The organism is Methylovorus glucosotrophus (assembly GCF_009858335.1).
Classification (GTDB): Bacteria; Pseudomonadota; Gammaproteobacteria; order Burkholderiales; family Methylophilaceae; genus Methylovorus; species Methylovorus glucosotrophus.
In genome coordinates this window covers 163,061-180,506 of the sequence record NZ_VMSE01000001.1, presented here as the reverse complement: position 1 = coordinate 180,506, position 17,446 = coordinate 163,061, and the positions used below count along the sequence as shown (strand labels likewise).

Here is a 17,446-nt window from a genome sequence, read left to right as displayed (position 1 = left end):
CGCTATAAAAGGAGCCCTCTGTGGAAGCCTGGCAAAACATCAACCTCCTCTCGCTACTCGATACCCTGATCAGCCTCAGTACGGCGTTTGTACTGGGCAGCCTGATCGGCTTTGAACGTCAGTACAGACAGCGCACAGCCGGGTTACGTACCAATGTGCTGGTAGCGGTGGGCGCCGCCATTTTTGTCGACATGGCGAACCGACTGACCGGGCATGAGGGATCTGTGCATGTAGTGGCGTATGTGGTGTCGGGCATAGGTTTTCTCGGCGCGGGCGTCATCATGCGCGAACAGGGTAATGTGCGTGGCCTGAACACCGCGGCCACCTTGTGGGGCTCCGCGGCGGTGGGCGCCTGCGCTGGTGCCGATCTTCTGCTGGAATCCCTGCTGGGAGCGCTGTTTGTCCTGGCCGCCAATACCCTGTTACGTCCCGTGGTCAACCGTATCAACCGCCAGCCCATGGATACACCGGCAGTGGAGCTGACCAACACGGTATATGTCATCGCCGCGCGCACCCATCAGAAAGAAGCCATGTATCTGCTGGAGCAGGCTCTGGAGCAAACCGGTTATCCGCTGCAAGCCCTGGTCATGCATGCCTTTGGTGAAAACGAGATTGAAATTGAAGCAACGCTGGCAGCCACCTCGGTCGATGGTCTGGTGCTGGATCAGCTGATCGATCAACTCAAGCAGAGCCCGCATGTTGGGCAGGCTTTCTGGAGCCCCAGCACCACGGATTAAGCGAGCGCCTGCTAGCGCGAAAACCAGCGACTGGCATAGAGCGCCAGGCCACTGGCCACGCCGCCGTGCATATTGCCGGTCACCAGCGGCATGTCATCGCCCATCACATTGCGTATCGCCTGCTGTATCACGGGCGATACCGCCGAGCCGCCGGTCAAATAGGTTTTATCAATGCGCACGCCAGCCCCGGCACGGGCCTCTTCAATCACCTTGCGGATTTTTTCGGTGGCCTGGGTAATGGCCTGCTGCATCTGGTCACGGTTCATGCCGAGTTGCAGCTCTGGCGCTACAAAATCCACATTGATATGGGTATCAGCCGCATCCGTCAGCCGAATCTTGGCCTGCTCGGCGCTACGCACCAGACTGTGGGTCAATCGCTCACGCCAGACCTTGTATAACCGGCGGCGCGCTTCATCCGGCTCGCCATGCACCGGCATTTCAAACCGGTTGTAAAAGGCATGCTGGCTGGGAATGCTGTTGACGGAAATGGCATCAAACGCCTTGTGGTGCAACTCTCCATCCTTGCCAAAGTACGGCATGATCTGATGCCAGCCGATGTGAATATCGAGATCGGTACCGCCGATACGCGTACCGGCATAGGACAGCAGGTCATTACTCCGGTCCGCACTGGCGCTGGCATGAGGCCCGACGCGCACCACGGAGCAATCGGTCGTGCCACCGCCCACATCCACCACCAGCAAGACCTCGTCATTCACCAGGCCATTTTCGTAATCCAGCGCAGCGGCCAGCGGCTCATACATGAAGATCACATCCTTCAAACCCGCTGCCTGCGCGGCTTCGCGCATAATTGTGAGTGCTTGCTCATCTCCGCGTTCGCCGTATACGCCATGGTAGCGAATGGGGCGGCCTATCACCGCCTGCTGCAAGGACATGCCGCTCGCCGCGCGCGCCTGTTGCATGAGACGCTCCAGCATGCGGCTGATGATGACGGTGAAAAACTCCAGCTGGTCACGGCTGAGGTCGCTCCCCAGAAACACCTTGGGTGACTTCACATACAGCCCATCGGTGGGGCCTTCGGTATGCGCTTGAATGGCGGCACGGCCAAACAGCAAGTCCCGTGCATCGCCCAGCTGCTGACGCAGCGTCATGCGGGCGTCGTCTTCTTCGTCCAGATGGTCCGGGCGTTGGCGATAGACCGCCGACGGCAGATAAACACTCTCGCCCTCCAGCGGCAACAAGGTCACCACGCCATTCTGCGCAACACCCACCGAAGAGTTGGATGTCCCGTAATCGATCCCGCAATGCATGCGCAGCCCCATCAGACAAAAGAGCAGAATTCTACCATTGGTCGGGCGCGCAACGCCGCCTTGGCGTGCCATCAGCCCACAGTCAGCATCACATGTCCAAGCGTATGCCTAGCGCCATTTGGCGAGGCTGGCAAGCAATCAATTTTTAAGCCGCATGCCGATCAAGCCACAGGAAGAATAGGCGACTGGGGTAAAATCCCTTGTTTTTGAGTACGCACCATGTGGTTCAAAAACCTGCAGATTTATCGCATCTCCCAATGGAATACCCCTGTCGAAGCGCTGGAAGACCAACTGGCACGCCACGCCCTGCCAGACACCCCCACCTCTGAAATGCAGCAGGCTGGCTGGATTGCGCCAGCCGGTCCCGGCAAGCCATTTGTGCATGTGCAAGCTCAGCAAGTGCTGATTGCACTGTGTGTGGAAAAGAAGATACTGCCCACCAGCGTGATCAACCAATATGCCAAGGCCCGCGCGCTGGAACTGGAAGAACAGCAGGGCTACAAACCGGGGCGCAAACAGATGAAAGAGCTGAAGGAAGCCATTGCCGATGAGCTGCGGCCACGTGCTTTTTCATTGCGCCGCACTATTTATGCATGGCTGGACCTTGCCAATGGCTGGTTTGTGGTGGATGCCGCCAGCGCCGCCCTGGCGGATACCTTGTTGGAGCAACTGCACAAATCGGTGGATGGCTTTTCCTTGCGCCTGATCAAGACCAATCTCTCGCCCACCAGCGCCATGACAGGATGGCTGGCTGGCAGTGAAGCCCCGCACGGCTTCAGTGTGGATCGTGATTGTGAATTGCGCGCACTGGGCGATGACAAGGCCACCGTGCGCTATGTAAGGCATGACCTTGAAGCCGAGGAAATCCGTAAACATATTCAGGGCGGCAAACAGGTGACCCGCCTGGCCATGACCTGGCGTGACCGCATTGCCTTTGTGTTGAACGATGTGCTGCAGATCAAACGCCTGGAAGTACTGGATGTGCTGAAAGAAGCGGCGGCAGATGTCGCTGCCGAAGAGATGTTCGACAGCGACTTTGTCATGATGAGTGGTGAGCTGAGTCAGCTTTTACCCGAATTATTGGCAGCCCTCGGCGGCGAAGTCGACACCGCACCCAAACCCCAGGCTGCAGCCGCTTGAACGCTCAAGCGTCGGTGGAGACCGCCTGATCGCTGTGTTGAGGCAGCACGATACCGGATGCCGGATCCTGCAAGGCCTCAATCTCGATCAGCGGCGCCCAGGAATTAATTGCACCAAACACCGTAGCAAATGAGACATCGGCGGCATCACGACCCGTACCCAGGCGTATCAAGCCCAGACGCGGCGAGATGCCTGTGGGTTCAAATACATACCAGCGATCGCCCAGATAAACTTCGACATAGGCATGAAAATCATGCGGACCACTGGCCGGGTCTGAACCGTAATCCACGCCTGTTACAAAGCGGGCAGGCATATTCAACGCGCGGCACAAGGCAATCATCGCATGTGAAAAGTCACGGCATACCCCGGCCTTCTGTTCGATGACATCCGTCGCGGCGCTCATGCTGTTGGTGCTGCCCGGCAAATAGGCGAGGTTACCATGCACCCAGTCACATACCGCCTTTACGCGGGCATAACCGCGTGGCAGGTGACCGAACTGCTGGTTGGCAAATGCTTGCAACAGATCTGATTGGCAATAGCGGCTGGGGTAAAGGTAGCGCAGATATTGAATGGGGATATCGGTGATCGCCACTTCCTGCAAGGTGTCGGGAGCCTCCAGCTGATGGTCGACTTCCACCGTCGCCGAATAATGCACTTCCAGCGGGCCGGCCTCTGCCTGGCAACGCACATAGCGCGTGCCATAGAACGTATCCTCGTAGAGTTCATATTGCAATGGCTGGCTGAATTGCAGGTGCTCGTTCATGACAGATTGATTCGCTGTCTGCGCGGCATGCAGATTGAGGATGAAATCGGCCCGGGGGTCCAGCACTTCATATTTGAGGCTGATGGCCAGTTGCATTTTGATCATGATGGTATCTTGAAATAGGGATACCCCATGATACGTTAGTACTTACTCAGGCAGCATCGGCATTTCGCCGATAAGTGTATCCGTGCCATCCTACAAACTGGCAGGTAACAGGGATAGGGGAAGGTCAGGCAGTGGTATTGATATTCTGGCCGAGATGATCAGGCAGGTTCTGTATTTTTGGCAAGGCTTCTATCATGCCAGCGGCGGCAGTGGCCTGTGCATCCAGGGCTTTTTTAAGCACTTCCATGCTGACGGCTTGCCCGGCCTTGGTCTCGGCCATGCTGGCGGCTACGGTGGCACTGGTCACGGAATCCATACAATTCTCCTCATCTACACTACTGTATCGGCAGGCTTTACGCGTTCTTTAGGGCTATCATGAAAAAAACTTGCTCAAGCCCGGCAAACTTGTTTTTGCACTGGTGGTCTTTTGATTGCAGGGCCTGCTTCATCGCGAGCTTCTGCTAGACTTCGCAAGAAGCACTGCCCGTCATGGATACTTCACAGGCTGGCAACGCATTCAACAACCGCCACCGCCCAATAACCCCTAAATCCAAGGTCATGATGCTGTCATTCGATAATCGCCTGCTAAACGAACTCCCCGGTGACCCCATACAGGGCGCCCAGCTGCGCCAGGTGCATGGCGCCCTCTGGTCGCGGGTGGATGCCACGCCTGTAAGCGCGCCCCGGATGCTGGCGTGGTCACCTGAAATGGCGACCACGTTAGGACTCACTGCGGCGGATATGCAATCAGACGCCATGCTGCAAGCACTGTCCGGCAATGGCTTGTTGCCCGGCATGCAGCATTACGCGACCTGTTATGGCGGCCATCAGTTTGGCAACTGGGCCGGGCAGCTGGGCGATGGCCGCGCCATTTTTCTGGGGGAGACCGTGAATGCCGCTGGCGAGCGCTGGGAACTGCAACTGAAGGGCGCAGGCGCCACCCCATATTCCCGTCGCGCCGATGGCCGGGCAGTATTGCGCTCCTCCTTGCGCGAATTCTTGTGCAGCGAAGCCATGTTCCACCTGGGCATCCCCACCACGCGGGCACTGAGCCTGGTGGCAACGGGCGATAGCGTGATACGTGACATGTTTTACGATGGTCACCCGGAACGCGAGCCCGGCGCTATCGTCTGTCGCGTCGCCCCATCGTTCATCCGCTTTGGGCATTTTGAGCTGCCCGCATCGCGCGGGGATATTGATCTGCTACGCCGCCTGACCGAATTCACCATGCAACGCGACTTTGCCGACATGGCTTTCCCCGCCGATATGCCGCTGCATGAGCGCGTGCCCATCTGGTTCGGCGAGATCTGCCGCCGCACGGCCCTGCTGATGGCGGAGTGGATGCGCGTAGGGTTTGTGCATGGCGTCATGAATACGGACAACATGTCCATTCTCGGGCTCACCATTGATTACGGCCCCTATGGCTGGATAGACAATTTTGATCCCGGCTGGACTCCGAACACCACGGACGCCTCCGGCCGCCGCTACTGCTTTGGTCGTCAACCCGATATTGCGCACTGGAATCTGGAACGGCTGGCAGAAGCGCTGGCGCTGTTGTTGCCCGATCCTGCGCCGCTTGTCGAAAGCCTGGGCATGTTTGACAGCACCTATGGGCAGGCATGGAGCCAGGGCTTGGCCGCCAAATTCGGGCTGCGCGACTGGCAGGACGATGATGCCGCCTTGATGAGCGAAATTTTCGAATTGATGACAAGGGCGGAGGTCGACATGACTATGTTCTTCCGCCTGCTGGGCGATATGGATATGCAAGCCCCCAAAGCAGAAGCATTGCGCGCAGCGTTTTATCGTGAAGAGTTGTGGCAGGATTTCCACCCGCCCCTGTATTCCTGGCTGCAACGCTACGGCGAACGACTCAAACACGACAACCTGTCCCAGGAGGCGCGACGAACCGCCATGCACAAAGTGAACCCACGCTTTGTCCTGCGCAATTATCTGGCGCAGCAGGCGATTGACCAGGCTACTGAAGGCGACACCACCATGCTGCAGCAACTCTTCAGCGCCATGCGGCAGCCCTATGATGATCTTCCGCAGTATGCGGCGCTTTATGCCTTGCGGCCGGATTGGGCACGGCAGAAAGCCGGTTGTTCCATGCTGTCTTGCAGCTCATAAAGCGCCTGCCTGCACACATCCACATTTTCTGTGGATAAGTATGTGGGCTCCTTGCGGAAGGCGACGCCAAGTACATGATGCAATAGCGATGCCTCGCTATTGGTCACAATTGTGTCATCTCAGGCCAGCTTGCAGCCACGATAATGCTGGGTCTGGCAGGCTTGTGCCAGGGTTTTGGCTTCCGCCAGCTGATCCGGCGTCATCTTGGCCTCGAGATACATGAGTATTTTCTTGCGCTTGGCACTGCGTCCGTGGGCATCCTGCGGATTTTCAGCCGCGAGCCAGATCCACATATAACCATTCACCATACTGGCTAGCACGCCTTCCCCCTCCAGATACATATTGCCGAGATTGAACTGGGCATCGCTGTCACCCTGCTCGGCCGCCAGGCCAAACCATTTCAGGGCTTGTGGAATATCCTGCGGGACGACATCTCCCCGCAAGTAAACAATGCCGAGGTTAAGCTGCGAACGCACATGGCCTTGCTCGGCAGCCTTGCGATACCACTTGATCGCCTCGTCGTAATCCATGGCAACTCCGCCATCGCGACGGAAGTAAATCACGCCCAGTGCATATTGCGCCTCAGCAAAGCCTTGCTCGGCTGACATACGGTACCACTTCACCGCTTCCTGAGGATTTTCCTGAACACCATCGCCCCGGGCATACATGAGGCCAAGGTTATACTGGGCCTTGGCATCACCCGCCGCCGCCAATCCGCGATACATAGCCGCGGCCTGCGCAAACTTGCCGGCGTCTACCGCCGCCTTGGCTTCGTCCAGACTGGCCGCAATACTGGTAACAGGCAATAGCAAAGCCACACATACGAGATACCCCAATAAACGTTTCACCATCGCCTCCTGCAGCGTATAAGTCATTTTTTTAGCCATCGCCAACCCGCTGGGTCTGGTGGCAGCCCTGTATACAGCTCTGTATGGGCAAGCCATCTTGCCCAATAGTTCCGCCAGCGGGATCCACAACGATGTTCAGCGAACAGGTCTGTGGCATGCAGGCCGCGCCAGTGCTTAACTAGGCGCAGTCACCGCTTTTAATGGATAATCTGGGCTGTGCCTGTTTGCACAATTTTCCCGCACTACTGCTATTGATCCAGGAACCTCGTTCCCGAAAGCCAACGCGACATGCTGACCGATGTATTACTGATAATTTTTGCCGGATTGCTGGTGTTGTTAAACGGATTTTTTGTGGCCGCAGAGTTCGGCCTCGTCAAACTCCGTGCAACCCGCGTGCGCGCCATGGCCAAGACCTACGGCTGGCGCGGCCGCATACTCACTCGCGTGCATGGGCAGCTGGATGCCTATCTCTCGGCGTGTCAGCTGGGCATCACCCTGGCCTCGCTGGGACTGGGCTGGGTAGGCGAACCAGCGTTTGCCGAGCTGCTTACGCCATTACTACAGGCAGCAGGCATTGAGAGCCCGCGCATTGTCCATCTGGTGGCATTCTCGCTGGCGTTCTTCATTATTTCCTTCCTGCATATCGTGGTGGGCGAGCTGGTGCCCAAATCACTGGCGATTCGCTCCGCTGAAAAGATTGGCCTGTGGACGGCACCTGCGCTGTATGGGTTTTACTGGGTCATGTACCCGGCAATCTGGATACTCAATCACAGTGCCAATCTGGTATTGGGTGTGCTGGGGCTGCAAAGCGCAACCTCCCACGACTCGCATTATTCGGCAGATGAGCTCAAGGTCATCCTGCGCAGCTCGCGTGCTGACGATAAATTCAGCCGTAGCGAGTGGCGCGTGCTGGCACAGGCTATCGACTTCCGTGAGCTGGATGTGGCGGATGTGATGCGCCCCTTCCACGAAGCCGTGGTCTTGCATGAGGGCGACAGCCTGGAAGCCAATCTGCAAAAAATCGTGCAGCAGCGCTACAGCCGCTATCCCTATATGGAAACCTCCGGTGAGGTCATCGGCATCATCCACCTGAAAGACCTGTTTGTAGCCCAGCACAAAGGCCGCCTGGAAGATATCGAAGACCTGGTAAGGCCGATTGCCATGGTGTCGCCCGAGCTGCCTGCGACGGAGCTTTTCAGGCGCTTTCAGCAGGGTGCGCCGCACTTTACCGTGGTGGGTTATGAGGGCAGCCCGCCGGTCGGCTTTGTCACGCTGGACAACCTGCTCAGTGCGCTGGTGGGCGAGATACGCGATGAATTCAGGCAATCGCTCAGCGAATGGACCAAACTGGATGATGGCTCGCTACTGGGCAAGGCCAGCCTGCCTATCCCCACGCTGGAGCGCACGCTGGGCATCGATATAGACTCCAACGCGGCCGATAGCGTCGGCGGACTTATCCTGTGGAAACTGGGGGATTTGCCCGAGGAAGGACAAAAGATCGAGTTCGACCAGTTCAGCATTGTCGTCAAGAAGATGGTGGGGCCGCGCATATTGCTGGTGCGGGTTTACCCAAAATTTGATGATGAGCTGGGGTTGGGTGGCTAACGTGAATATGGCTGGGGAATCAGCCGCCAAGACGTTGGTGTAGTGAACAACAGGCAATAAAAAACGGAGCACTAGGCTCCGTTTTTCACATCAAACCTAATACAGGATTAGGCTTTTTGAATGTTCGATGCTTGCTTGCCTTTAGGGCCATCGATGACTTCGAAAGAAACGCGATCGTTGTCTTTCAGGCTCTTATAGCCGGTGTCGGCAATTGCCGAGTAGTGCGCGAACAGATCGCTGCCACCGTCATCGGGAGTAATAAAGCCGAAGCCTTTAGAATCATTGAACCACTTCACAATACCTGTTGCCATTTTGATACTTTCTAACTAAAAGGGAGGCTCCCCGAAAGTTTGAATAAAAACCATATAAAACAAATTATTAATTCTTAATTACAAACGCCTGAAAAAGGTTTTACGCAGTAATCAGCACCCTGTCAATCAATATTTAAATTTATTTGCCTGAGCGCGAATCAAAAACGGCTTAATAAGTACGGCGGCGCGGCACGAATGCACCACGGTTTTCAATGTGACGGAAGGTGATACGGCCCTTGCTGACGTCATAAGGCGACAGTTCCAGCGTCACCTTGTCGCCCGCCAGAATGCGGATATTGTTCTTGCGCATCTTGCCGGCGGTGTAGGCCACCAGTTTGTGACCATTTTCCAGGGTGACCAGAAAACGGGAATCCGGCAGGATTTCGGCGACTACGCCGCTCATTTCAATTAGTTCTTCTTTTGCCATCGCTGACCCATCCTTTTAGTAAATTAAAGTTCGTGTTGTGAAAATGTTGTCGACCGATACAACATCCGGGACAAACACGCGAGGCAAGAAAGCGAAGACATGTGCACCAGAAATGGCAACGCACAAGGAAGACTATTTTTTACCAAGTGCAGCACTATGCGCCAACTTGACTACTTAAGCAATGAAAAAAGCCATGACAGCTTAAATAATCAGCAGCTTAGCCGCATAACCCTTATGTTTTCATGGGGTTTGCGGCGGGCTTGCGCTAGAATGGCGACTGGATTATTGGCCGGACTGATTCCGGCTTTCACTTGACTATCTGACACGCCGCCATGAGAAAAGAAACCTTTATATTCCTGTCCAGTTCCGCTGTGGTCCTGATCATTATCGGCATCATGCTGGAGCTGGGTGTGGCCCAACAACGCGCATCCATCATCACCACCCGCTATGCCCATTGCGAAGAAGCACCTTCGCTGCCTGGCACGCCGTCGAGTGAGGGTTGCCAGCTGGAGGTAAAGGACTATACGAAAAATGGCGACCTGCTGGTTTTTCTGGACAAGGACAACAAGCAGGGCATGCTGCCCAGCAGTGCAGTTAAATCCATCGTGGCGCAAGCTGCACCACCATTCAGCATTTTCCGCAACATCTACCTGTTGATCGGCGTGCTGCTTCTGCCGCTCAGTATTGTCTTATATCTGTTGAGCAAACGCGGCAAACCCCGCGCCTGATGCCCTGCCATGGCAGGATGGGCGCCATTTCATGGCCCATTTAAAGTGGCACGCACTCATCGCTGAAAATCATCTTTAACCTGACTGTCATCAATCTGGCACAAAGTCTGCTTATGCTTAAGCGTCATCCATGTTTAAGCAATGTCAGTTAGGAAGGAGTGATCATGATTATTACCCACACCTATAACGGCTACGAACTTAGCGCTACGTTTTACCAGAAAGCCGAACGTTACTATCCCTCTGTCAGCATCATGGCGCTGCATGACAGCCAGCGGAGCTCTGTCATGGCACCTCCATGCCCGGGCAACGGCTTTGGCAACAAGGACGACGCCTTGATGCTGGGCATTGGGTTTGCGCGAGATGCGGTCGATGGCAAAGTGAAGAACTTTTGCATGGAAAGCCTGCAGTTCAAGAAATCGGCCTGATCGTCCTGCTCTCACCCTTGTCTGCGACATTATCCGTCGCCGGCTAGCGACTGCGCGAAAAAACCCCTCAACAAGCGGGCTGCCAAAAGGCAGCCTTTGTTTTTTCACTTTAACGATCACGCCTAAGTTAGCATTTTGTAACATTTTTACACACGCTCGAAAAAACTCTTACAAAGCGTTACACCGCTGTCATCGTTAAGCAATAACCCCCCGCTAATATGCATACATGGTTTCAGTTGGTTAAGCATCCAGCAGAAACCGGCTGATCTGGCCATGTCATCCAAACTGACTACAGATCACCTGATTGCTTATCTCTCTCTTCAAGTTGTTTGTTCCACGCCTCCGCCCGGGTTCCCGGGCATTTTTTTGCCTGTCGTTCGCGTAACGAGCCAGGTTAACAATGAAGTTCACATCTTCAAATGGCTCTGTTTATAATTAAAGCCGTTCATCACCCTGGATCCCCATCATCAGCTCGCTCCCTGACCATATCTGGAAAACACTGGCTCTCAGCGCTGACCCGGACAGCTCTGACCGCCCGGTGGTGGCGCTGAGCGTGGATCACGCCAAAGGCCAAAGTGTGCAAACGCACACGCACGAGCGTGGGCAACTGATGTTTGTGGTGTCGGGCAGCATGCGGATTACAACGCGAGAAGGCACCTGGGTAACCCCACCGGGGCGGGCATTCTGGATACCAGCGGGGATACACCACAGTGTTGTCTACCCCCAACCAGCCCGGCTGCATACGGCTTATATCCGCCACGATCTGCTGCATGGCCTGCCCGCACGCTGCCGTGTGCTCAAGCTTTCGCCTTTATTGCGCGAGCTGGTGATACGGGCCGCGGCTTCAGGATGGGAATATACGGATGACAGCCCGCAGGCACGGCTGATGCAGGTGCTGATAGATCAGATTGCTGAGGAAAAAGAGGCGCCACTGTTTCTGCCGGAGGCCCGTGACCATCGCGTACGTCGCGTCACGCAGGCCTTGCAGGAAAACCCCGGCGATACGCGGCCGCTGGAGCAATGGTGTCATCTGGCCGGGGCCAGCTCGCGCACGCTGTCGCGCCTGTTCATGCAAGACACCGGCATGACCTTCACCGCCTGGCGCCAGCAGCTATGCCTGATTAGTGCTGTTGAGTTGCTGCTGGAAGGGCAGAGTGTCACGCAGATTGCCTTGCGGCTTGGTTACGCCAGCACCGGCAGCTTTACCAGCATGTTCAGCCGTGTGATGGGGGCGCCACCCACGGCCTATCTCAATCGCTGGGAACAGGCCTAGCCCGCTTTCTTTTCGGATGCGGCAGCATCCTGCTTGATCAGCACCTTGGTACCGTCGGCAATGCCATCTGGCGGGTTGTCGATGATCTGGTCAGTCGCCGATATGCCATCGCTGAGCTCCAATGCACTGCCCAAATCCCGGGCGACGGTAATCGCTTTGCGCTTGACGGTGCCATCAGCATCCACCACGGCAACCTGCATGCCTTTCGCATCAAAAATCAGGGCACTGGCAGGGATGCTGAGCCGCGATGCCTGACCTTGCAGATTAAAGCTGACGCGTGCGTAACTTCCTGGCAGCAGCTTGCCATCGGCATTGTTCAGGCTGAGCTGCATCAGGCTGGTACCTGAACCAGCATCTACCGATTGAGAAGCAGACACCACTTTTGCCTGAAATACCTGGCCGGGTTGCTCCGGCACCGTCACATCCGCGGTATCACCCGGCTTGATGCTGCTCAGATAAGCCTGCGGCACACTCACATACAAGCGCAGGCGCCGATTGTCAGACACCACGAACAACGCAGGCCCGGTACCGCTTCCGACATTAATCAGTGCACCGGTATCGGTATTCCGCGAGGTCACCACGCCATCAAACGGGGCCACAATCCGCGCAAATGCCTTGGTCGCCACCAGGCGATCGAGATTGGCCTGCGCTGATTGCAACAGCGCCTGCTTGGCAGCATAATCGCCCACCTTCTCATCCACTTCCTGATGCGATACCGAGTTGGTATCCAGCAAGGATTGCAAACGCTTGGCGGTGATCGCAGCCAGATCGGCATTGGCCTTCGCTGTTGCCACTTCCGCCCGCGCCTGTAACAGTTGCTGATCCAGATCAGGCGTTTCAATTTCGGCAATCAATTGCCCGGTTTTCACCGGCGTGCCGATATCAGCCTTCCAGGATTTGAGATAGCCACTGACACGCGCATACAACGGCGCAGCAGCATAGGCCTCAAATCGTCCAGGCAATTCCAGGGGTTTGCCACCCGTAATTTCGGTCGCGTTGATCACGCTGACTGAAATCGCCGCCTGCTGCTCGGTCCAGCTCTTGAGCGTGCGTGCGTTCTGCGCACGGGCGGTAATACCAACGATCAATACGCCCAGCAAGACAACGCCGACAATAACGGCGCCTATGCGTAATGAGGGTGGCGTCTTATTAGTTTCAGATGACATGCGGCTCTCCATTTACATGTGGCTGGGACGCAGCAGGTTTAAAGCGTGCGTGCACCATGCTAAATACGACAGGTACAAAAATCAGGGTAGTGGTGGTGGCAAACAGCAAGCCACCAATCACGGCACGGCCCAGCGGCGCATTCTGCTCACCGCCTTCACCCAGGCCCAACGCCATGGGCGCCATGCCGATCATCATCGCCAATGCGGTCATCAGCACCGGACGGAATCGTACAAAACCGGCCTCAAGCGCGGCAGCCGTGGCATCGCCCAGCACCTCCAGACGCTCGCGGGCAAAGCTGATCACCAGCACACTATTGGCCGTGGCAACCCCCATGCACATGATCGCCCCGGTCAGCGCCGGAACGGACAACGGTGTAAAGGTCGCAAACAGCATCCAGATAATGCCGGCAATTGCCGCTGGCAAAGCGCTGACGATCACGAATGGATCGCTCCACGACTGGAAGTTGACCACGATCAGCAGATAAATCAGCACGATGGCGCCGAGCAGACCGAACAACAGCCCGTTGAATGAGCGCTCCATGGTCTGCACCTGGCCCATCAGCGCCACGGTGCTGCCTTTCGGTACATCCTGCGCGGTCTCATCCAATATCTTGCGGATATCGGCGGCCACGGCACCCAGGTCTCTATCCTGTGTGCTGGCATGCACCTGGATCATGGGCTGGATATCGTACTGGCTGACGATGGCATTGGCCCGATCGCGGGTAAAGGTGGCTACACCGCCCAATATCGGCGTGACTTCACTCGCACTGCCGCTCATGGGCAGATTTTCCAGCTTGGAAAGCGAATCCATCTGGTACTGCGGCGTCTGCATCACAATCGGGTACGACACGCCATTGGCAGGATTAAGCCAGTAGGTAGGTGCCACCTGACTGCTGCCGGCCAGATTGACGATGACGTTATTGGTGACATCGCGCGCGGTCAATCCAAGCTCCTGTGCCCGCGTGCGGTCGACATCGATCTTGAATACCGGACTGCTGCGCGACTGCTGAATACGCGCATCGGCAATGCCGGGCACCTGGCGTATGCGCTCCAGCAGCTTGTTGGCATAGTCAAAATTGGCCTCGCGGTTGGCCCCGCGAATCTGGATATCCACCGGCGCTGGCGAACCAAAATTCAGGATCTGGCTGACGATATCGGCAGGCGGGAAGGAAAAGGTGGTGCCCGGGAACTGCCGCGGCAAGCGTTCACGCAGGGCTTTCACGTAGTCCGCCGTTGGCTGGTGGCCTTCTGCCAGCGCAATCTGGATATCGCCATCCTGCGCGCCAATGATGCCGGTATTGTTGTAGGTCAGGTTGATCGAGCTGATCGGCTGGCCGATGTTATCCACCATGGTCACAATCTCATGTGCCGGAATCACCTCGCGGATCGCCGCCTGAATATCGGCAAACTGCGCAGCGGTTTCTTCCAGGCGTGTGCCTACCGGCACGCGCACGTGCATCAGGATCTGCCCACCATCCACCGCTGGGAAGAAATTGCGGCCGAGGAAAGGCACCAGCGCAAATGACAGCATGACAAAAGCCATAAAGCCAATGACGAACTTCTTGCGGTTGCGCATGGCGACATGCAACCAGCCGTGATACCCCTCGCGCACGCGCTCGAAGCGCGCCTCAAACCCACGCTGAAACCTGACCAGCGGATTGCGTGATGGTGGCAGGGTGGCATGCGTACCGTGCAAATCCGTATGCGGCGCATGTGGCTTGAGCAAGTACTTGGCCATGGTAGGCACCAGCGTGCGCGACAGGATGAACGAGCTGACCATGGCAAAAATCACCGCCTCGGCCATAGGCACAAACAGGAAGCGCGACACGCCTTCGAGCAGGAACATCGGCACAAACACGATACAGATACAGAGCAGCGACACGAACGCGGGCGTCACGATCTGTGCCGCACCATCGAGAATGGCCGGCTCCACCTGCTTGCCTTGTTCCAGGTGCCAGTTGATATTTTCGATAGTCACCGTCGCATCGTCCACCAGAATACCTACCGCCAGCGCCAGGCCGCCCAGCGTCATGATATTCAGCGTTTCGCCAAAGGCATTCAGCGCAAAAATGGCGCCAAGAATGGACAGCGGAATAGACACCGCAATAATCACGGTAGAGCGCCAGCTGCCCAGGAAAAGCAGGATCATCAGGCTGGTCAGCACCGCCGCAATCGCGCCCTCAAAGGCTACGCCCTTGACCGCCGCGCGTACGAAGATGGACTGGTCATTGATAGGCACCGCTTCCAGATTATCTGGCAAGGTTGGCTTGATTTCCTGCAAGCGTGCCTTGACCCCGGACACAATATCCAGCGTCGAGGTCGCGCCGTTTTTCAGTACTGACATCAGCACGGATTTGGCGCCATCCACGTGCACGATATTGCTTTGGGGCGGGTTGCCATCGCGCACGGTGGCGACATCGCGAATGTACACGGTCGCGCCATTGACCACCTTGATCGGGAAGTTGCCAATGTCATCCATGGCACCCGCTGCATTATTCAGCTGCAAGGTGTATTCCTGCACACCGATTTTCTGCGTACCGACTGGCAAGATCAGGTTCTGGGCAGCCAGCGCATTGGCGACATCCTGCGCTGCCAGGCCACGCGCCTGCAAGGCGGTCGGATTCAAGTCAATTTGCACCTGCCGCGTCTTGCCGCCGAATGGATACGGCACCGCAGCCCCCGGCACGGTTACCAGCCGCGTACGTATGGTATTCAGGCCAAGATCGCCCAGCTGCTGCTCGGACAAGCCCTTGCCGGAAAGCGCAATCTGCAGGATAGGCACCGTGGAGGCGCTGTAGTTGAGGATCAGCGGCGGCGTCACCCCCGTGGGCATCTGGCGCAATATCACTTGCGATACGGCCGTGACCTGCGCGTTGGCCGTGGCGATGTTCACACCGGGCTGGAAGAAAATCTTGACGATGCCAAAGCCGTTATAGGAATTGGCTTCGATGTGCTCAATGTCATTCACCGTCGTGGTAAGCACGCGCTGATACACCGTGGCGATACGCCCTGCCATTTGATCTGGCGGCATGCCGGTGTATTGCCAGGCCACCGCAATCACCGGAATGCGAATCTCCGGGAAGATATCCGTCGGCATGCGCAGCGCAGACAGAATGCCCAGTATCAGCAGCAGGATAGCCATCACGACAAACGTATACGGGCGCTTAAGCGCAATCTGAACAATGCTGAACATACGAACTTTCAAAACGCCCTGAGGCGTCTACACAAGTGATCAATAGGAAATACCACGAGAATAATGCCAGGATTCCATGACAGGATGAGCATTACCGCAGCTGAACATTATGCGCATTCAGCCCGTCTCGTGCTTGGGCAATCCTGCCATATTATTCAACTTTTACGCTAATTATTATCGTTACGCGCTGGATTTTGGATGGGGAGCGTTTTATTGCGCGAGGCCGGCCTCTTGAGGAATCAGCTCCTGTGCCATGTCAGGCGACAAGGCCTGCAATTGGCTAAGCAGAGTCAGCATGCGATTGGACTCACCCTGCTGGCGCGCTATCCGTGCATCCGCCAGCAAGCTGGCGCTATGCCGGGGATTGGCCTGCAGCACCTGCCGGTACAAGGCATCGGCCGCCTTCAAATCGCCCAGATGCTCTTCCGCCAGCGCCTTGTAGTAGATGGCTTCTACCGTCTGCGGCTCCTGCAGCGCCCATTCACTGGCTATTCTCAACAAATCATCCCATTCCTCATTTTGCATGGGGATCACCACCCGCATGAGGTAAGGACGCTGATTTTCAGGCGCATCCCATAAGGGCCTGCCGTTCTGGCTGACATGCTCCGTCTCGGGCGCCTGCAGCAGTGCCTTGATCCACTTCACCGGCATGCTGTAATAATAGCTATGACGCCCAGGGCTTTTGAAGGTATTGAGCCCGATCAGCTTGCCTTCGCTGTCAAACAGCGCGCTGCCGCTGGCGCCTAGCACAAAGGAAGAAGACGTGCGGATAATGGCTGCATCATCCAGCGGATAGAGGGCCTTGATGGTACCGAAGGTGGTTTGCGGTTTGGGTGGTCCGCCGGGGAAGCCGATGGCAAAGACATCCTGCTCGTATTGCAACTGCTCGTCATCGCCGAGCACTACCGGTTTTAATGGCAAATACTCCACGCGCAACACGCAGATGTCGTGACGCCAGTCCTCGCGTACTGACACGGGCGCATAGGTTTCACCTCGCGCCGCCACGTTGATGCCATTCGCATCTGCCAGCACGTGGCAGTTGGTCGCCACCAGATTCTCGGCAACAACCACGCCTGAACCTATGCCATGACCGCCACTTTTGGTCACAGTATGTATTTTGACGATGGATCCTTTGAGCGCAAAAATCAGCTCGGCGGGAGGCTCGGCGTCCGCCCAGGATGGCAGGCTGACGAGCGTTAATAGCACGCACAGGGATTGGTAAATTCGCATGGTCGCTCTCCAGCCATACTGCGCATTTCAGGGCATGCACGCCGCTCAACTGGGAGAGCGTGGTTGCAGTCTAAGGGATTATATTTATGTTATGAGGCCG

At 56.5% G+C, this 17,446-nt stretch carries 16 protein-coding genes; 7 read left to right on the top strand and 9 right to left on the bottom strand.

Features of this window, described 5'->3' with window-relative positions; translation table 11 throughout:
• The first annotated feature begins 20 nt into the window (after window positions 1–20).
• The gene (locus tag FNL37_RS00815) at window positions 21–737 is read left to right on the top strand and encodes an MgtC/SapB family protein (RefSeq protein ID WP_015831184.1); all 717 of its coding nucleotides are present in this window, start codon (window positions 21–23) and stop codon (window positions 735–737) included.
• An 11-nt stretch (window positions 738–748) separates the two neighbouring features.
• Here the strand turns inward: FNL37_RS00815 and yegD are convergent, their stop codons facing one another.
• Entirely contained in the window at window positions 749–2,005 is a 1,257-nt protein-coding gene (gene yegD, locus FNL37_RS00810; protein ID WP_170291263.1) for a molecular chaperone, read from the bottom strand.
• Between the two features lie 219 nt (window positions 2,006–2,224).
• On the opposite strand from yegD, the gene FNL37_RS00805 reads away from it, so the two are divergent.
• The gene (locus FNL37_RS00805) at window positions 2,225–3,145 is read left to right on the top strand and encodes a recombination-associated protein RdgC (protein WP_159354806.1); all 921 of its coding nucleotides are present in this window, start codon (window positions 2,225–2,227) and stop codon (window positions 3,143–3,145) included.
• A 4-nt stretch (window positions 3,146–3,149) separates the two neighbouring features.
• On the opposite strand, the gene FNL37_RS00800 is transcribed toward FNL37_RS00805, so the two are convergent.
• A complete protein-coding gene (locus FNL37_RS00800) occupies window positions 3,150–4,013 on the bottom strand; it encodes a transglutaminase-like domain-containing protein (RefSeq protein ID WP_013443442.1) in 864 nt (287 codons plus the stop codon).
• A 124-nt stretch (window positions 4,014–4,137) separates the two neighbouring features.
• Entirely contained in the window at window positions 4,138–4,329 is a 192-nt protein-coding gene (locus tag FNL37_RS00795; protein ID WP_013443443.1) for a YjfB family protein, read from the bottom strand.
• 245 nt (window positions 4,330–4,574) lie between these two features.
• Here FNL37_RS00795 and FNL37_RS00790 point away from each other — a divergent pair, with 245 nt between their 5' ends.
• Window positions 4,575–6,140 (top strand): protein adenylyltransferase SelO, encoded by a 1,566-nt coding sequence (locus FNL37_RS00790; RefSeq protein ID WP_425325801.1) that lies wholly within the window; start codon window positions 4,575–4,577, stop codon window positions 6,138–6,140.
• 119 nt (window positions 6,141–6,259) lie between these two features.
• Here FNL37_RS00790 and FNL37_RS00785 read toward each other — a convergent pair whose 3' ends face one another.
• On the bottom strand, window positions 6,260–7,015 hold the full coding sequence (locus tag FNL37_RS00785; protein ID WP_244948162.1) for a tetratricopeptide repeat protein: 756 nt from the start codon (window positions 7,013–7,015) through the stop codon (window positions 6,260–6,262).
• 261 nt (window positions 7,016–7,276) lie between these two features.
• Here FNL37_RS00785 and FNL37_RS00780 point away from each other — a divergent pair, with 261 nt between their 5' ends.
• A complete protein-coding gene (locus FNL37_RS00780) occupies window positions 7,277–8,593 on the top strand; it encodes a hemolysin family protein (RefSeq protein WP_013443446.1) in 1,317 nt (438 codons plus the stop codon).
• A 107-nt stretch (window positions 8,594–8,700) separates the two neighbouring features.
• Here the strand turns inward: FNL37_RS00780 and FNL37_RS00775 are convergent, their stop codons facing one another.
• The gene (locus tag FNL37_RS00775; protein ID WP_013443447.1) at window positions 8,701–8,904 is read right to left on the bottom strand and encodes a cold-shock protein; all 204 of its coding nucleotides are present in this window, start codon (window positions 8,902–8,904) and stop codon (window positions 8,701–8,703) included.
• A gap of 169 nt (window positions 8,905–9,073) precedes the next feature.
• A complete protein-coding gene (gene infA / locus FNL37_RS00770; protein WP_013443448.1) occupies window positions 9,074–9,331 on the bottom strand; it encodes a translation initiation factor IF-1 in 258 nt (85 codons plus the stop codon).
• A gap of 332 nt (window positions 9,332–9,663) precedes the next feature.
• Here infA and FNL37_RS00765 point away from each other — a divergent pair, with 332 nt between their 5' ends.
• From FNL37_RS00765 to FNL37_RS00755, 3 genes are all read left to right on the top strand, one after another.
• Window positions 9,664–10,059: a hypothetical protein gene (locus tag FNL37_RS00765; RefSeq protein WP_159354804.1), complete on the top strand. Its 396-nt coding sequence runs from the start codon at window positions 9,664–9,666 to the stop codon at window positions 10,057–10,059.
• Window positions 10,060–10,223: 164 nt separating this feature from the next.
• Complete coding sequence (locus FNL37_RS00760; protein WP_013443450.1) at window positions 10,224–10,484, top strand: hypothetical protein; 261 nt, start codon at window positions 10,224–10,226, stop codon at window positions 10,482–10,484.
• Window positions 10,485–11,022: 538 nt separating this feature from the next.
• On the top strand, window positions 11,023–11,757 hold the full coding sequence (locus FNL37_RS00755; protein ID WP_148211196.1) for a helix-turn-helix domain-containing protein: 735 nt from the start codon (window positions 11,023–11,025) through the stop codon (window positions 11,755–11,757).
• Here FNL37_RS00755 and FNL37_RS00750 read toward each other — a convergent pair.
• From FNL37_RS00750 to FNL37_RS00740, 3 genes are all read right to left on the bottom strand, one after another.
• Complete coding sequence (locus FNL37_RS00750; RefSeq protein WP_159354803.1) at window positions 11,754–12,923, bottom strand: efflux RND transporter periplasmic adaptor subunit; 1,170 nt, start codon at window positions 12,921–12,923, stop codon at window positions 11,754–11,756. The genes FNL37_RS00755 and FNL37_RS00750 overlap by 4 nt on opposite strands.
• Window positions 12,913–16,116, bottom strand: coding sequence for an efflux RND transporter permease subunit (locus FNL37_RS00745; RefSeq protein WP_159354802.1), 3,204 nt, complete (start codon window positions 16,114–16,116; stop codon window positions 12,913–12,915). The genes FNL37_RS00750 and FNL37_RS00745 overlap by 11 nt, the downstream gene beginning before the upstream one ends.
• A 210-nt stretch (window positions 16,117–16,326) precedes the next feature.
• Window positions 16,327–17,346: a S1 family peptidase gene (locus FNL37_RS00740; RefSeq protein ID WP_159354801.1), complete on the bottom strand. Its 1,020-nt coding sequence runs from the start codon at window positions 17,344–17,346 to the stop codon at window positions 16,327–16,329.
• Between the last annotated feature and the right edge of the window lie 100 nt (window positions 17,347–17,446).

Excerpts from the sequence above, each read along its gene's own strand:
- yegD (WP_170291263.1), bottom strand. The coding sequence starts at position 2,005 with ATGCATTGCGGGATCGATTACGGGACATCCAACTCTTCGGTGGGTGTT.
- FNL37_RS00805 (WP_159354806.1), top strand. The coding sequence starts at position 2,225 with ATGTGGTTCAAAAACCTGCAGATTTATCGCATCTCCCAATGGAATACC.
- FNL37_RS00800 (WP_013443442.1), bottom strand. The coding sequence starts at position 4,013 with ATGATCAAAATGCAACTGGCCATCAGCCTCAAATATGAAGTGCTGGAC.
- FNL37_RS00795 (WP_013443443.1), bottom strand. The coding sequence starts at position 4,329 with ATGGATTCCGTGACCAGTGCCACCGTAGCCGCCAGCATGGCCGAGACC.
- FNL37_RS00790 (WP_425325801.1), top strand. The coding sequence starts at position 4,575 with ATGCTGTCATTCGATAATCGCCTGCTAAACGAACTCCCCGGTGACCCC.
- FNL37_RS00785 (WP_244948162.1), bottom strand. The coding sequence starts at position 7,015 with ATGACTTATACGCTGCAGGAGGCGATGGTGAAACGTTTATTGGGGTAT.
- FNL37_RS00780 (WP_013443446.1), top strand. The coding sequence starts at position 7,277 with ATGCTGACCGATGTATTACTGATAATTTTTGCCGGATTGCTGGTGTTG.
- FNL37_RS00775 (WP_013443447.1), bottom strand. The coding sequence starts at position 8,904 with ATGGCAACAGGTATTGTGAAGTGGTTCAATGATTCTAAAGGCTTCGGC.
- infA (WP_013443448.1), bottom strand. The coding sequence starts at position 9,331 with ATGGCAAAAGAAGAACTAATTGAAATGAGCGGCGTAGTCGCCGAAATC.
- FNL37_RS00765 (WP_159354804.1), top strand. The coding sequence starts at position 9,664 with ATGAGAAAAGAAACCTTTATATTCCTGTCCAGTTCCGCTGTGGTCCTG.
- FNL37_RS00760 (WP_013443450.1), top strand. The coding sequence starts at position 10,224 with ATGATTATTACCCACACCTATAACGGCTACGAACTTAGCGCTACGTTT.
- FNL37_RS00750 (WP_159354803.1), bottom strand. The coding sequence starts at position 12,923 with ATGTCATCTGAAACTAATAAGACGCCACCCTCATTACGCATAGGCGCC.
- FNL37_RS00745 (WP_159354802.1), bottom strand. The coding sequence starts at position 16,116 with ATGTTCAGCATTGTTCAGATTGCGCTTAAGCGCCCGTATACGTTTGTC.
- FNL37_RS00740 (WP_159354801.1), bottom strand. The coding sequence starts at position 17,346 with ATGCGAATTTACCAATCCCTGTGCGTGCTATTAACGCTCGTCAGCCTG.